This window comes from Methyloversatilis discipulorum (assembly GCF_000385375.1).
In the GTDB taxonomy this organism is placed as follows: Bacteria; Pseudomonadota; Gammaproteobacteria; order Burkholderiales; family Rhodocyclaceae; genus Methyloversatilis; species Methyloversatilis discipulorum_A.
Genome location: NZ_ARVV01000001.1, coordinates 3,764,896 through 3,778,571 on the forward strand (window position 1 = coordinate 3,764,896; position 13,676 = coordinate 3,778,571).

Annotated in this window: 17 protein-coding genes; 7 read left to right on the forward strand and 10 right to left on the reverse strand. The window is 64.5% G+C overall.

Annotation, left to right across the window (positions count from 1 at the left end; genetic code table 11):
* Positions 1–3 precede the first annotated feature (3 nt).
* Positions 4–1,398: a nitrogenase iron-molybdenum cofactor biosynthesis protein NifE gene (gene nifE, locus METRZ18153_RS0117535; RefSeq protein ID WP_020165974.1), complete on the reverse strand. Its 1,395-nt coding sequence runs from the start codon at positions 1,396–1,398 to the stop codon at positions 4–6.
* Positions 1,399–1,609: 211 nt separating this feature from the next.
* Positions 1,610–1,924: a hypothetical protein gene (locus METRZ18153_RS0117540; protein ID WP_020165975.1), complete on the reverse strand. Its 315-nt coding sequence runs from the start codon at positions 1,922–1,924 to the stop codon at positions 1,610–1,612.
* A 105-nt stretch (positions 1,925–2,029) separates the two neighbouring features.
* Between METRZ18153_RS0117540 and METRZ18153_RS0117545 the strand changes: the two genes are divergently transcribed.
* Genes METRZ18153_RS0117545 through METRZ18153_RS0117555 form a run of 3 tightly spaced genes read left to right on the forward strand, consistent with a single transcriptional unit; the run spans position 2,030 to position 4,723 of the window.
* The gene (locus METRZ18153_RS0117545; protein WP_020165976.1) at positions 2,030–2,446 is read left to right on the forward strand and encodes a response regulator; all 417 of its coding nucleotides are present in this window, start codon (positions 2,030–2,032) and stop codon (positions 2,444–2,446) included.
* A gap of 10 nt (positions 2,447–2,456) precedes the next feature.
* Positions 2,457–4,169 (forward strand): ATP-binding protein, encoded by a 1,713-nt coding sequence (locus tag METRZ18153_RS0117550; RefSeq protein WP_020165977.1) that lies wholly within the window; start codon positions 2,457–2,459, stop codon positions 4,167–4,169.
* Between the two features lie 11 nt (positions 4,170–4,180).
* Positions 4,181–4,723: a flavodoxin gene (locus tag METRZ18153_RS0117555; protein ID WP_019916634.1), complete on the forward strand. Its 543-nt coding sequence runs from the start codon at positions 4,181–4,183 to the stop codon at positions 4,721–4,723.
* Positions 4,724–5,161: 438 nt separating this feature from the next.
* Here the strand turns inward: METRZ18153_RS0117555 and nifK are convergent, their stop codons facing one another.
* The 3 genes from nifK to nifH form a co-directional block, all read right to left on the reverse strand.
* Positions 5,162–6,721, reverse strand: coding sequence for a nitrogenase molybdenum-iron protein subunit beta (gene nifK / locus METRZ18153_RS0117560; protein ID WP_020165978.1), 1,560 nt, complete (start codon positions 6,719–6,721; stop codon positions 5,162–5,164).
* 110 nt (positions 6,722–6,831) lie between these two features.
* On the reverse strand, positions 6,832–8,286 hold the full coding sequence (gene nifD, locus METRZ18153_RS0117565; protein ID WP_020165979.1) for a nitrogenase molybdenum-iron protein alpha chain: 1,455 nt from the start codon (positions 8,284–8,286) through the stop codon (positions 6,832–6,834).
* A gap of 109 nt (positions 8,287–8,395) precedes the next feature.
* Positions 8,396–9,271 carry a nitrogenase iron protein gene (gene nifH / locus METRZ18153_RS0117570; protein WP_029143855.1) on the reverse strand — a complete coding sequence of 292 codons (876 nt, stop codon included), beginning with the start codon at positions 9,269–9,271 and terminating at the stop codon, positions 8,396–8,398.
* A 457-nt stretch (positions 9,272–9,728) separates the two neighbouring features.
* Here nifH and METRZ18153_RS0117575 point away from each other — a divergent pair, with 457 nt between their 5' ends.
* From METRZ18153_RS0117575 to METRZ18153_RS0117585, 3 genes are all read left to right on the forward strand, one after another.
* The gene (locus tag METRZ18153_RS0117575; RefSeq protein ID WP_043364310.1) at positions 9,729–10,196 is read left to right on the forward strand and encodes a group II truncated hemoglobin; all 468 of its coding nucleotides are present in this window, start codon (positions 9,729–9,731) and stop codon (positions 10,194–10,196) included.
* Complete coding sequence (locus METRZ18153_RS0117580) at positions 10,177–10,770, forward strand: hypothetical protein (RefSeq protein ID WP_020165982.1); 594 nt, start codon at positions 10,177–10,179, stop codon at positions 10,768–10,770. Before METRZ18153_RS0117575 ends, METRZ18153_RS0117580 begins: the two co-directional genes overlap by 20 nt.
* Before the next feature lie 109 nt (positions 10,771–10,879).
* On the forward strand, positions 10,880–11,311 hold the full coding sequence (locus METRZ18153_RS0117585; RefSeq protein WP_020165983.1) for an ArsC/Spx/MgsR family protein: 432 nt from the start codon (positions 10,880–10,882) through the stop codon (positions 11,309–11,311).
* 28 nt (positions 11,312–11,339) lie between these two features.
* Here the strand turns inward: METRZ18153_RS0117585 and METRZ18153_RS21020 are convergent, their stop codons facing one another.
* On the reverse strand, positions 11,340–11,501 hold the full coding sequence (locus METRZ18153_RS21020) for a hypothetical protein (protein WP_198291268.1): 162 nt from the start codon (positions 11,499–11,501) through the stop codon (positions 11,340–11,342).
* 22 nt (positions 11,502–11,523) lie between these two features.
* Between METRZ18153_RS21020 and METRZ18153_RS0117595 the strand changes: the two genes are divergently transcribed.
* On the forward strand, positions 11,524–11,823 hold the full coding sequence (locus METRZ18153_RS0117595) for a DUF6156 family protein (RefSeq protein ID WP_020165985.1): 300 nt from the start codon (positions 11,524–11,526) through the stop codon (positions 11,821–11,823).
* Positions 11,824–11,835: 12 nt separating this feature from the next.
* On the opposite strand, the gene METRZ18153_RS0117600 is transcribed toward METRZ18153_RS0117595, so the two are convergent.
* From METRZ18153_RS0117600 to METRZ18153_RS0117615, 4 genes are read right to left on the reverse strand one after another with little or no spacing between them, the layout of a single operon-like run.
* Complete coding sequence (locus METRZ18153_RS0117600; RefSeq protein WP_020165986.1) at positions 11,836–12,201, reverse strand: ribonuclease HepT family protein; 366 nt, start codon at positions 12,199–12,201, stop codon at positions 11,836–11,838.
* A gap of 19 nt (positions 12,202–12,220) precedes the next feature.
* Positions 12,221–12,454 carry a hypothetical protein gene (locus METRZ18153_RS0117605; protein WP_020165987.1) on the reverse strand — a complete coding sequence of 78 codons (234 nt, stop codon included), beginning with the start codon at positions 12,452–12,454 and terminating at the stop codon, positions 12,221–12,223.
* Positions 12,455–12,504: 50 nt separating this feature from the next.
* Entirely contained in the window at positions 12,505–12,801 is a 297-nt protein-coding gene (locus METRZ18153_RS0117610; protein ID WP_020165988.1) for a 2Fe-2S iron-sulfur cluster-binding protein, read from the reverse strand.
* 32 nt (positions 12,802–12,833) lie between these two features.
* Positions 12,834–13,667 carry an SIR2 family NAD-dependent protein deacylase gene (locus METRZ18153_RS0117615; protein ID WP_232416080.1) on the reverse strand — a complete coding sequence of 278 codons (834 nt, stop codon included), beginning with the start codon at positions 13,665–13,667 and terminating at the stop codon, positions 12,834–12,836.
* Between the last annotated feature and the right edge of the window lie 9 nt (positions 13,668–13,676).

The following is a 13,676-nucleotide window of genomic DNA, read 5'->3' on the forward strand; positions in this document are numbered from 1 at the left end:
TCCTCAGGCGACCGCCACGTCCCAGGGCGCCGGCCGGCGCACCTGTTCCCAGATCGGGTTGTACAGCGCCTTGTCGATTTCGCGCACCAGATCGACCATGCCTTCGTAGCCCGCGTAGGCGTGGTGGCGTTCCTGGTTGATGTCCAGCCAGGGCATCTTGGCCTTCAGCGCGATGAACTGGCTGCGCCCGCCGGACAGCATGATGTCGGCCTTGGCGTCCTTCAGCATCGCGTACATTTCACGCGGCGTCATGTCATCGATCATGTGCGCGTCCTGGCCCATCAGCTCCTTGATCTTTTCCTTGTCTTCCTTGGTCGATTTCTTGACGCTGGTGCCGACGATTTCCAGACCGGCTTCCTGCAGCGCGGCCACCACCGACCAGCTTTTCACGCCGCCGGTGATCAGCAGCACCTTCTTGCCTTCGAGCCGCGGGCGATAGGCAGCGATACGCTCGAAGGCACGCTTCTCCTCGACCGCGATCAGCGCTTCGGTGCGTGCCTTCAGCTCTTCCGGCGCGCCCTTCTCGACCAGCAGGCGGGCGATTTCGCGCAGCGTTTCCGACATGTCGCCGATGCCGTAGAACGAGCCTTCGAAGAAGGGGATGTCGTAGCGCTCGTCCATCTTGCGCGCGATGTTGATCATCGACTTCGAGCACACCATCATCGCCGCCTTGGCGCGGTGGCTGTAGGCGACTTCCTTGTAGCGGCCGTCGCCGGAGATACAGGACAGGATGCGCACGCCGAGCGCATCGAGCAGCGGCTTCACCTGCCACAGTTCGCCGGCCAGGTTGTACTCGCCGATAATGTTGATGTCGTAGGGCGTGACGAAGTCCGGCTCTTCGGTACCGATCACGTAGTCGAGCAGCGCTTCGGCGCCCAGCTTGTTTCCGAGGTTCTTCGGCCCGACGAAGCCCGGCGAATTGACCGGGATGACCGGCTTGCCGAACTTCTCCGACGCCTTCTTGCACACCGCTTCGATGTCGTCGCCGATCAGCGCGGTGACACAGGTCTGGTAGACGAACACCGCCGGCGGGTCGTACTTCTCGATGATTTCCTTGACCGACTTGAACAGCCGCTTCTCGCCGCCGTAGATGACATCCAGTTCGTTGATGTCGGTGGTGAAGCCGGTGCGGTAGAGCTGCGAGGTGCTGGACGAGGAATTGCGGTTGTCCCAGGAATTGCCCTCGCAGGCGATCGGCCCGTGCACCAGGTGGGCCACATCGACGATGGGCTGCAGCGCGACCTTGGCGCCGTCGAAGGCACAGCCGCCGGCGGCCGCACCGGGCGACAGCTGCTTGGTACAGCCCTTCTTCTTTTCCTTGGCCGACTTGTTCTGGTTGTGCTCGCAGGCAGGTTCTTCGAACACGTCCTGGATCTTTGCCGATACGCGTGCATCCATGGCCCACCTTCCTTCCTGTCAGGGTCGGCGCGCAAGGCGCTGTCGGAGCTCACTCAGCAGGATTGATGCCAGAGCAGGCGCACGGCGCAGAGGTCCCCGGAAATCAGTCATCTGCGGTCCGCCGGGTCGCCGGAGGGCAACCCGGCCCGACAAAGGCTGGTCGTTTTGCGACATGCAATGTCGGGTTTGGCGGACCGCCACGACGCCAGCACTACTCGATGCCCTCCATGCGCGCCTTGTTGTGGATGGCCGACTGCAACCGCTTGGCGATGCCCATCGGGCTGGCGTCGAAACTGCGATGCGCCTCGGTCAGCGCGTCCTGCGCGACCTGTGCTTCCTCCAGCGTCAGCGGAATGCGCCCGGCCACATGGGTGGCGCCCGGCACCGCTTTCGCGATGGCCTGGCGGTTCGGATGTTCGGACAGCGGAACCAGCCCGCCCGCCTCCGGCTTGCCCTCCAGACAGACCACGCCCTCGATCACCTCGACCCGCCGTCCGTCCATCGTCGTCTTGATCAGTACGCCCATTGCGACCTCCTTCGAATGAATGACAAAGGCAGAGAAGCGAAAGCCATGCCGCGTTTGGAACGAAGCTTGCTCGGACCGGGAAGACGACAGACAGGGAGAGTCCTCATGCAGATCGGCGTAGACAGTCAGCGCGCAGTCGAGAACAAGCGCGTGTTCGTGGTCGATGACGACGACGTGGTCGGCACCGCCTTGCAGTTCATGCTGGCCGACGAGATGGAAACCCATGTGTTCGCCGACCTCGCGTCGGCACTCACGGTGGCCGCGGCGACACCGCCCGATCTGGTGCTGCTCGGCGCCGGACTGCTGGCCGGCGACGCGGTGACGCGCCTGCGCGCGGTGCTGCCGCAGGTGCGCATCCTGATCGTCTGCAGCGATGCCGACGACGACGCTGTCCGTCAGGCGCTGGCGGCCGGCGCACAGAGCACGCTGCTGCGTCCGCTCAAGGTCGAGAACGTGCGGCGCAAGGTAGACGCCCAGCTCGGCCGGCGCGCGGCGCTGGAAATCCCGGTCGTCACCCGCTGAGGACGCGGCGATGAAGGTGACGATAGAGGCGCCGCAGATCGAGTCGATGGCCGACGCCTTTCCCGATCTGGCCAGCCTGCGCGACCAACTGCAGTACTGCGACAGGGTCGAGGTGCCGGTGTCGCGGCTGTCCATCGACGCGCTGCGCTTCCTCGGCCGGCTCTACGCCGACGCCGGCCCGGCCATGCTGGAGCGCGCGACCGCGCTGACCACGCTGGCCGACGCGCTGGAAGGCGACGGCCGCCGCTTCGACAGCAACGACCTGGAACAGCTGGTGCCGGCACTCGCCCGCCATCTGGCCGACGGTGCCATCCGCGGCTGGCTGTTCACCGCCAACCAGGTCACCCGGCCACTGCCCTGGGTGGTGAGCCGGCTCGACTACACGCCGGCCAACAACGAAGAGACGGGCAAGGTATTCATCGAACTGAAGGCCAATGTGAAGGCGACGCTGGCTACCTCGGTCATCCGCATCTACGGCGCGGACATCACCGGCAAGACGGTGGGCGAGGTGCTTGCGGCCAAGGGCTTCCTGAAGGAAACGCCGGCGCTGATCGCCGCCTGCGACACGGTGACCGCACGCTACATCGAGTGGCGCGCGCGCTACGGCGAACAGTTCTCGGCCACCGGCACCGGCTTCCACGCCGAAGACCCGAGTGCCACCCATCGCGACACCGACTGGTCACGCAAGGATCAGGTCGTGCTGTCGGCCAGCGGCGGCACGGCCCGCCTGGTCAATGACGAAGCCATCCTGCCGGCACGCACGCTGCTGCTCGAAGCACCGGGCGACATCCTCGGCCCCTATCTGCGCAAGGCGGCGAAGAGCAACCGCTACGAGGCGGAAGACGAGGTCGAAGCGTCGCGCGATGCAATCCCCGAAGGTCTGTTCTCGCAGCTGCCGGTGCATCCCTATGTGCTCATGTTCCACCTCGACCTGCACCAGCATCTGTGGGTGCATGTGGACGACATGGCGCCCTATGCCTACCAGCCCGCACTGAAGCAGAAGCTGGTGCTGCCGCCGGAACAGACCGACCTGATCGACATCCTGACCGCCGAGATGGACGTGCTGATGGACGACATCGTGGCCGGCAAGTCGGGCGGCACCACCGTGCTGTGCGCAGGGCCTCCGGGCGTGGGCAAGACGCTGACCGCCGAGGTGTACTCGGAAATCATCCGCCGGCCGCTCTACCGCGTGCACTCCGGCCAGCTCGGGCTGAACGTCGCGCAGATGGAAGGCGCGCTCAAGCAAGCGCTGACGCGCGCCCAGCGCTGGGGCGCGGTGATGCTGATCGACGAGGCCGACGTCTATATCAAGCGGCGCGAGGACGACATGACGATGAATGCGGTCGTCGGCGTGTTCCTGCGCGTGCTCGAGTACTTCAACGGCCTGCTCTTCCTGACCACCAACCGGGTGGACGACATCGACGAAGCCATCGTGTCGCGCTGCATCGCGCTCATCCGCTACCACGCGCCGGACGAAGCGGCACGCCGTCGCATCTGGCAGGTGATGGCAACGCAGTTCGGGCTCGCGCTGGACGACGGCATGGTCGAGGCACTGGCCGTGCTGTTTCCGGACGCCTCCGGCCGCGACATCAAGGGTCTGGCCAAGCTGGCGGCGAAGTACTGTCAGCACAAGGCCTGCGCGCCAACGCTGGAGGTATTCCAGCGCTGCGCCATCTTCCGCGGCATGGACGCCGCATACACCTCCCCCGCAACACTCAACTGAATGGATCTGTCATGGCACGCATCGGACTTTTCTTCGGCACCAACAGCGGCAGCACGCGCAAGATCGCGAAGCAGATCAAGAAGCGCTTCGACGACGACACGATGGCCGAGCCGGTCAACATCAACAAGGCAACGGTGGACGACCTGCTCGCCTACGACTACCTGATCCTCGGCACGCCGACGCTGGGCGACGGCCTGCTGCCCGGCATCGAGGCGGAATGCGACGACGAGAGCTGGGCCGAGGCGCTGGTCAAGTTCAAGGGCACCAGCTTCGCCGGCAAGACGGTGGCGCTGTTCGGCCTCGGCGACCAGGACACCTACGGTCACGAGTTCGTCGACGGTCTGATCCTGCTGTACGACTTCTTCAAGGACGCGGGTGCAAAGATCGTCGGCGCCTGGCCCACCGACGGCTACGACTTCACCGAGTCGCAGTCGGTCATCGACGACAAGTTCGTCGGCCTGGCCATCGACCAGGACATCCAGCCCGAACTGACGGCCGAACGTGTCGACGGCTGGCTTAAGCTCATCGCTCCCGAGTTCGGTCTGAGCATCTGAGCGCAACACGGCGTCGGTCGGCGACTGCGCCGACCGGCGCCCCCAGTCGCGGCCAAGGCCGCTCCCACAACAAACGCGCCCGACCTGCTGCCCGAGCCTCGGCGGGGTTCTGTGGGAAGGGTCTTCTGATCCCGACGGCACTCTGCATTCAAGCCTGCGGACCGCGACGGCCCTGTCGCGGCCAAGGCCGCTCCCACAGGGAACGCACCCGACCTGCTGCCCGAGCCTGGGCAGGGGTTCTGTGGGAGGGGTCTTGACCCCGACAACAGCCTGTATCGAGGCCTGCGGACCGCGACGGCCCATTTCGCGAGGGCCGCTCCCACAGGGGTAATTCGCCACACCTGCTGCCGGAGCCCGGGCCGATGCCTGCACACCCTGCCCCAAAAAAGACGCCGCGCCGGCACGATGGGTGCCGGCGCGGCGTGAGAGGACGCTGTATCAGCGGATGATGTCGTACGAGTAGTCGGTCTTGCCCGGAACGATGGTGTTCACGTCGATCGACTCGAAGAACTCGTCGAGCAGCATCACCAGCACGCGCATGCCGCCTTCGTAGCCCCAGATCGGGTAGCGATGGTAGTGGTGACGATCGAAGATCGGGAACACCATGCGGATCAGCGGAGTGCCGGTGTCACGCTCCAGGTACTTGCCGTAGGTGTTGCCGATCAGGAAGTCGACCGGCTCGGTGTAGAGCAGCGAACGCATGTGCCACAGGTCGCGCTTCGGGTACACCTTGCAGCCGGCGCCGTAGGGGGAGCTGTCGAGCAGCTTCTGCACCTTGGCTTCCCATTCCTTCTCGCCGTTGGTGGCCAGGATGTGTGCCGGCTCGGCACCCAGTTCCAGCAGGAACTCGGTCAGGCCCAGCATCATGTCCGGATCGCCGTACATCGCGTAGCGCTTGCCGTGCAGGTGAGCCTGCGAATCGGCCATCGCGTCAACCAGGTAACCGCGCTCCTTCTCCAGCACTTCGGGGATGGGCTTGCCGGTGAGGCGCGACAGTTCCATCAGGAACTTGTCGGTGCCGGCGACGCCGATCGGGCTGTTCAACAGCACCACTTCCTGACCGTGCTCGGCGATGAACTTCGCGGTCTTTTCGCAGCAGAACTCCTGGAAGATGACCGTGGCCTTGGCGTTGATCGCGCGCTCGACCGTTTCCTTGGTGGTGCCGCCCTCGTACATGCGGAATTCGCCGTCGGTCGGCGTATTCCAGACTTCGGACGGATCGCACAGGATGTTGTAGTCGATCTCGAACAGGTCGAGGATGCGCTTCATTTCCTTCATGTTGCCGACGACGAAGCCGTCGAAGCCGAAGATGAAGTTGATCGACTCATCCGCCTTGCGCTCGAGCTTGGCGGCGGTGTCGGCCTTGCCGTCCCAGAAGTGACGCAGGATGCCGAGCAGCGCGTTGTCGTAGCCGGTGATGTGGCTGCCGACGAAGGCCGGCGTGTGAGCGAACGGCACGTCGAACTCGGCCGGCACGCTGCCCTTTTCCTTCGAGGTCTTGATGAAGGCGTTCAGGTCGTCACCGATCACTTCCGCCATGCAGGTGGTCGACACCGCGATCATGTCCGGCTTGTACAGGTTGTACGAGTTGGCCAGGCCGTCGATCATGTTGTTCAGGCCGCCGAACACCGCCGCGTCCTCGGTCATCGACGACGACACGCAGGAGGTCGGCTCCTTGAAGTGACGCGAGAAGTGCGAACGGTAGTAGGCGACACAGCCTTGCGAGCCATGCACGAAGGACAGCGTCTTGTGGAAGCCGTTGGCGACATAGACGGCACCCAGCGGCTGGCAGGCCTTGGCCGGATTGACCGTGAGCGCTTCACGGGCGAAGTTCTTCTGCTTGTAGTCCTCGGTCTTGGTCCACTCGACGATCTCCTGGATCTTGGCGTCGGCGTGGTTGAACTCGAACTGGGACTTCTTGTCCGCCAGCATCTGCTGGTATTCCGGTTCGCGGAACAGCAGTTCGTGGTCGAGGATCTTGTCGGCTGATTGAGGCATGTTGAACACTCCTGAGTGTAGGGTGGGCAGGGGCTGCGCCCCGCCCTGCGACACGGATGTCGGGAACGGTGGGTTTCGGTGCCCTCAACCCACCCTACGTTGCACTGCGCTTACTTCTTCCACGGAGCCTTGGTCAGGCCCCAGATCGGCGAGCTGATCGCCATGTCCATGTCGCGGGCAAAGATGGCGAAGCCGTCGTAGCCGTGGTACGGACCGGAGTAGTCCCAGCTGTGCATCTGACGGAAGGGCACGCCCATCTTCTGGAACACGTACTTTTCCTTGATGCCGGAACCGACCAGGTCGGGCTTCACCTTCTCGACGAACTTCTCGAACTCGTAGCCGGTGACGTCGTCATAGATCAGCGTGCCGTCCTTGACGTAATGCGTGGTGCGCTGATAGTCGTCGTTGTGGCCGAATTCGTAGCCGGTGCCGACCACTTCCATGCCCAGATCCTCATAGGCACCGATGACGTGACGCGGGCGCAGACCGCCAACGAACAGCATCACCTTCTTGCCTTCCAGGCGCGGACGGTACTTGTCGATCACCGCCTGCATCAGCGGCTTGTACTTGGCGATCACCTTCTCGGTGTTCTCCTTGATCTTGTCGTCGAAGTGCGAGGCGATCTCGCGCAGCGACTCCTCGATCTTGGACGGGCCGAAGAAGTTGTATTCCACCCAGGGAATGCCGTACTTCTCTTCCATGTGCCGCGAGATGTAGTTCATCGAGCGGTAGCAGTGCAGCACGTTGAGCTTGGCCTTCGGCGTGTTCTCCAGCTCGGCGATGGTGCCGTCGCCCGACCACTGGGCGATCACGCGCAGACCCATCTCTTCCAGCAGGATGCGGCTCGACCAGGCGTCGCCACCGATGTTGTAGTCACCGATGATGGCCACGTCGTACGGGGTCGACACGAAGTCCGGGCGCTTGTCCTCGGTCTTGTCGAACACCCAGTCGCGGATCGCGTCGTTGGCGATGTGGTGACCCAGCGACTGGCTCACGCCGCGGAAGCCCTCGCAGCGCACCGGCACGATGGTGTGGCCGGCGTATTCCTTCGACTTCTTCTTCGACACCGCTTCGATGTCGTCGCCGATCAGGCCGATCGGGCACTCGGACTGCACCGAAATGCCCTTGTTGAGCGGGAACAGCTGCTGGATCTCGTCCATGATGACTTCCAGCTTCTTGTCACCGCCGAACACGATGTCCTTCTCCTGGAAATCGGAGGTGAACTGCATCGTGACGAAGGTATCCACACCGGTGACTCCGATGTAGTAGTTGCGGCGAGCCGCCCACGAGTACTGGCCGCAGCCGACCGGGCCGTGCGAGATGTGGATCATGTCCTTGATCGGACCCCACACCACGCCCTTGGAACCTGCGTAAGCACAGCCGCGGATGGTCATCACGCCGGGCAGCGACTTGATGTTCGACTTCACGCCGCAGTCGGGCTTGCCTTCTTCGTGCACGTTGAGGTGCTTGGCGCGCTTCTTCGCGGTCTTCTCGGGATAGGCCTTCAGCACTTCTTCGATCAGCGCTGCGTTCTGGGCCTTCTTTTCGTCTATGGTCATGCTCATTTGATCACTCCTTGTCGAGAGCTGAGGGTAGAGAACCACGGTTGTCGCCGGCGGCGGCCGGGAGCCTGCGGGCGACGCCCGCGGCTCCCGACCCTCGACTCTCGGGTGCTCAGGCGGCAGCGGCGGCCTTGCCGACTTCCGATTCGTCGACCTGCTTCATGATCCCGTGCTCCATCAGCAGGTCTTCGAGCTGGTCCATCGTGATCGGCGTCGGGATGGTGCCGTTGCCGGCGTTGGCGTGAACCTTCTGCGCCAGGTCGCGGTACTCGTTGGCCTGCTTCGAGTCCGGCGCGTACTCGAGCACCGTCATGCGACGCAGTTCGGCGTGCTGGACGATGTTGTCGCGCGGCACGAAGTGGATCAGCTTGGAACCCAGCATCTTGGCCAGCGATTCGGCCAGTTCCAGTTCCTTGTCGGTCTGGCGCTCGTTGCACACCAGGCCGCCCAGACGCACGCCACCCGAATTGGCGTACTTCAGAATGCCCTTGGAGATGTTGTTGGCAGCGTACATGGCCATCATTTCGCCGGACATGACGATGTAGATTTCCTGCGCCTTGTTTTCGCGAATCGGCATCGCGAAGCCACCGCACACGACGTCGCCCAGCACGTCGTAGGACACGTAGTCGACGCCGTCATAGGCGCCGTTCTCTTCGAGGAAGTTGATCGAGGTGATGACACCGCGACCGGCGCAGCCGACGCCGGGTTCCGGGCCACCGGATTCGACACAGCGGATGTCGCGGTAGCCGATCTTCATGACGTCCTCGAGCTCCAGGTCCTCGACCGAACCGGCTTCGGCGGCCAGCGACAGGATGGTGTCCTGTGCCTTTGCGTGCAGGATCAGGCGGGTCGAGTCGGCCTTCGGGTCGCAGCCGACGATGAGGATCTTCTGACCCATTTCGGCCAGAGCGGCCAGGGTGTTCTGGGAGGTGGTCGACTTGCCGATGCCGCCCTTGCCGTAGAAGGCGATTTGTCTGAGAGATGCCATGTTTGATTCTCCTGAGTCGATGAACAGTTGATTGCCGCTGACCAAGTGATCATTGGCCACGTACCGCGCCACCGGATGCAGCCCCTTGTGCCCATTGTTGGTCTTCGTGGTCAGCCATTGGCGGCAAGTCATGGTCGGTGCATGGCCTGTTCAGCAACAGCCGTGCCATTCCCGATGCATTCTCGGTAAACGGCGTACAGACGTCGTTTAAGAGATTCAGATCAGCGTTTCGATGGGTCGGCCGGCGGTACGACAAACGCGACAATCAGCCCAGCGCTGTGAGGATTGACCGGGCTGCGACAGAGCCGACACAGACTTCCCTCTGCTCTGTGGTCCATGCGCCATCGGGCGCGCCGGCGGGCGTTCCGGCGCGCAGTCCGGCGTGATGCCGGACAGAGAAGACGCAACGGGTACGGCACTTGCTGTGGTCACGCATCCGCCCAGCAAAGACACGTCCATGTCCACGCAAGAACCCGTCGTTCCAGCCGCCGCGCCTTCGGTCAGTTCGACCGCAGGTACGCAGAACCCGCACTTCGCCCGCATCGGCGGCGAAGCGGCGATCATTCAGTTGGTCGAGCGCTTCTATGCACACATGAGCGAACGCCCTGACGCACAGGGCATACGCGCCATGCACGGTGTCGACCTGACCGACGTCAAGCGCGTGCTGGTGAACTACCTCGTCGAATGGATGGGCGGTCCGCAGCGCTACTCGGTCGAACGTGGCCATCCGCGTCTGCGACGCAAGCACCTCGCATTCGCGATCGGCCCGGCCGAACGCGACGCGTGGATGAACTGCATGCGCGCCGCCCTGCAGGAAGTCGTCAGCGACGGCGAACTGCGCATGCAACTGGAGCAGGCCTTTTTCAAGACCGCGGATTTCATCCGCAACGATCAGGGGAATCACCATGAGCATCACCATCGCTAGCTCCGCCTTTGCCGCACTGGAAAACGAAAAGCGGCTGCTCAATGCCGTATTCAAGGGTCCGACGCACAAGCCGGGCCGTGTCGGCTTCCGCGGCGACATCGCACTGAAGTTCGCGCAGCAGTTCGCAGACGAGGCCCGTCCGCCCGAGATCAGCAGCGACCAGGTGATGGCCGCCGCGCATGAGGGCGAGACGCACATCGCCTTCCTGACCTGCTTCCTGCTGTCCTTCGAGTACCTGAAGATGCTGGCCGAGGTGCTGGGCGATGCGCTGTCGCCGCAAGGCAAGTACTTCCTGTTCTGCGACAACATCGACCTGTCGAAGAAGTACCAGGTGCAGTACGGCGGCGCGACCTTCTACGTGCTGCCGATCGACGAAGCCACCGTCTACAACGAGACGCTCGAACTGCTCTATCTGGAGAAGAACGACCTGAAGAAGCTCGACACCGCCGGCAAGCTGGACGCGGTCGTCGACGCCGCGATGAAGTTCACCGGCAAGTTCCCGGAAATCAGCTACGAAGAAGGCCTGAAGCTGATGGGCCCGGTGCGCAATCTGTACGAGAACCGTCCGGTCTGAGGTGAAAGCGCCCGCGTTCGCTCCGCCGCCAGTGGCGGGACGGCTCTGCAGGGCCACCCGCTCGTCCGGCGCATCGCCGCTCACCGCCAGACATTGACGGATCGCTGACATGGCTCACGTCGTCTTCTTTGAGAAGCCGGGCTGTACCGGCAACGCGCGGCAGAAGCAGTGGCTGCTCGATGCGGGCCATCTGCTGACGGTGCGCAGCCTGCTGACCGAGCCATGGACGGCGGAGTCCTTGCTCGACTTCCTCGACCCCTTGCCGGTGGCCGACTGGTTCAACCGCGCTGCGCGACGCGTGAAGAGTGGCGAGGTGCGGCCCGAATCGCTCGGCCGGGCAGAGGCGCTGGCGCTGTTGCTGGCCGAGCCGCTGCTGATACGGCGGCCGCTGCTGCAGGTTGGCGCGGAGCGGCGGGTCGGTTTCGATCCGCCGGCAGTGGACCGCTGGATAGGGCTGACGCCGGACGCCGCGGCACGGCTGCGTGAAACGTCGGAGGGCTGTGCTGCCGGCGGACTGCGATCGTGCCGCCCGCCGGAATGAAGACAGTTCGCTCGGGCGGCGACGCCGCTCAGTCCGGCGTCATGTCTGGCTGCAGCACCACCTCGTCGGGCAGCACGCCACCGTTGCCCAGCAGTTCCAGCGCACCGAGCGGGGAGTAGCCGTCGTCACCTTCGAGCAGCACGGTGGCGTCGGCCGGCAGCCCCTGCAAGGCCACGATCAACTGTTTCACTGTCATCGACATCCGCTCACCCATGTCCTCGCCATCGCTCCCCCCTTCGCCCTCGACGATCAGCCGCTACTTCCTCACCTACCGCGGCGTGAAACTCCCGCTGCAGTTCGCCGAAGAACTGCAGCCGGATGCGCTGCGCAACCGCAACACCTGGTTCCAGGTCGACTACGACGCAGCCGGTCGCATCGTGCGCGCCGAGAAGAAGGTCTACGGTGAAACCGAAATGCGTCACGAATACAGCTGGAGCGCCGACGGCCGTCTGCTGCGCGCCTGCATCGTCATCGGTGACGAAGAGCCGCAGGTGATCGACTTCCCCGCCTGAACGGCACGCACCTCAGCCGGCGAACGCAAACAGCGCCGGTTCGCGCTGGCGGTAGAGCCGCAGCCACATCAGCGTGGCCGGCACCAGCGAAGTGAGGGCGAACCACAGCGTGTCGTCGCTGGCCGGCCCCTGGTCGGGCAAGGCGCGCGCCAGCAGCGACCAGCCGGCCCAGTCGATCTCCGGCAGACGGCGGCTGGCTTCCATCGGCAGGCCATCCATCAGACGGGCGATGATCAGCAGCAGGCGGCCCACCTCGGCGCGGGTCAACCGCGACGACAGGAACTCGTCGCGCTCCAGCCCTTCGCCGAGGATGAGCACGCCGCTGCAGGCCTCGTCCAGCATGGCCAGCGACGCGGCGCTGAACAGCGCTTCGGTCATGGTTCCGTGCGCTCCGGGCTCAGGCGCCGATGCGGTACTCGTAGTTCAGCCGTGTCATCTTGCCCACGGCGCCGCACTTGACGCAGCGCCAGCCGGCCGAGAAGGCCTGATTGGTACAGCTGTCGTCGTAGGTCTGGCGGCAGCCGACATGGCCGCACTCGCACTGGAAGGTCTGGCCGTTGCACTTGCCGGCAGCGCCGAGGCGGTTGCCGTTACAGAGGCCGCGATCGGCCTTGATTGCGTCGTAACTCATGATGATGTTCTTCCCGTTGTCCGGTTCTTGTCGGGGTGGCGTGGACGCGATCAGACGAAGCTGAGCAGCTCGACCGTCACGTTCTCTTCGCCCATCTGCGCCTGACAGGCCAGGCGCGATTTCGAGCTGACGCCGACCAGCGCGTCGAGCTTCTCGTTCTCTGCACGGGTCGTCTTCGACAGGCTCTTGCGGCCCTCGTTGACCGCGATGTGACAGGCGCCGCACTGCGCCTGGCCGCCGCACTTGCTGATCAGCTTCTCGCCGGCGGACAGGATGGCGGCAAGCAGGGTGGTTCCGGGAGCGACGTCGAGCGCCTTTCCGGACGGCATGATGGTGAGCTGTGGCATGGCGTTATCTCCTTGTCGGTGGGTGAATCGGGTCAGGCCGCCTGCGCCGGCAAGGCGGCGAGGCTGTCCAGCGGCAGCGCGATGCGCGTGATGTTCTGTTCGGCCAGGAACTTCGCTTCCATGCGCGTCGGCTCGTCGGGCAGCAGCGCCCAGTGGCGATCGCTGGAGCGCTTCATGATCTGGCGCGCGAACGAGCGGGTGAGCTGATCGTTGAAGCGGCAACCGAGGAAGAGGAAGCTGCGGCCGCTGCGCAGCGCCTGCACCTCCTGCGGGATCGGCGTCTGGATGTCGATCTCGGTCAGTACTTCGACATAGTCCGAATCCGACACGAGGTAGTTGCCCGCCGGGCTGGTCGAGCCGATCGGCTTGTACAGCAGCGTCGCCCAGTCGGGCGCGCGATCGGGCAGCGGATTGCCGTCGCGGTCATACCAGCCGGTCCAGTTGCCGAAATGTTCGGACTGCGACAGCCCCTGCACTTCGCCCCACTTGACGCCGGCTTCGTGCAGCGCGGTCGACATCGCCTCGTCGTACCAGGTGTCGACGATGAGCGGCAGATTCAGACTCGCCAGCCAGGCATGCAGCGGCGAGGCCGAGGGGGCTGCGGCGAAGGCGTTGTTCATCAGATCGACCACCGTCTTGCGGTGCTTGAAGTTCTCGATGAACTGCGCGGCCTGGGTCAGCCGGCTGCGTATCTTGTGCGGCACGGTCACCTTGGCGGTGAGCAGCGCGACCAGCGCCTCCGGCGTGCCGGGCACCGCGTACTGCGGCACCAGCGACAGCATGCCGGGGCCCAGATAGGGTACGACGCGGCCGGCGCGCAGCCCTGCTTCGATCTCGGCGGGCAATTGGGTCAGGGGGGATGTCATGACTCGTCC